Origin of the sequence: Staphylococcus pasteuri (assembly GCF_030547725.1) — a bacterium.
GTDB classification, from domain to species: Bacteria; Bacillota; Bacilli; order Staphylococcales; family Staphylococcaceae; genus Staphylococcus; species Staphylococcus pasteuri.
This window is the reverse complement of sequence record NZ_JAUOQO010001168.1, coordinates 1-228: the sequence shown is the minus strand read 5'-3', so window position 1 is coordinate 228 and position 228 is coordinate 1. Positions and strand designations below refer to the sequence as shown.

At 50.0% G+C, this 228-nt stretch carries 1 protein-coding gene; it reads left to right on the top strand.

Translation table 11 applies throughout. The features are described from left to right. The coding region (locus Q4528_RS16765) for a cellulase family glycosylhydrolase (protein ID WP_303522951.1) at positions 1–228 on the top strand (228 nt) is incomplete at both ends.

Here is a 228-nt window from a genome sequence, read left to right as displayed (position 1 = left end):
AAAATGGCCAGTTTGTGGCGATTCAAGTGAATGCTTCGGCTAATCCTGATTTAGCCTCGGCCACTTCCTTAGAAGTATTTGATGCAATGATCGCTGCTGCCAAGGCCAGTGGCATGAAAATCCTACTAGATGTGCACGGCGCTGAAGCGGATAACATGGGGCACATCGCGCCGCTTTGGTACAAAGGCGACATTACCTCAGAAGACTTCTTCTCTACTTGGGAGTGGG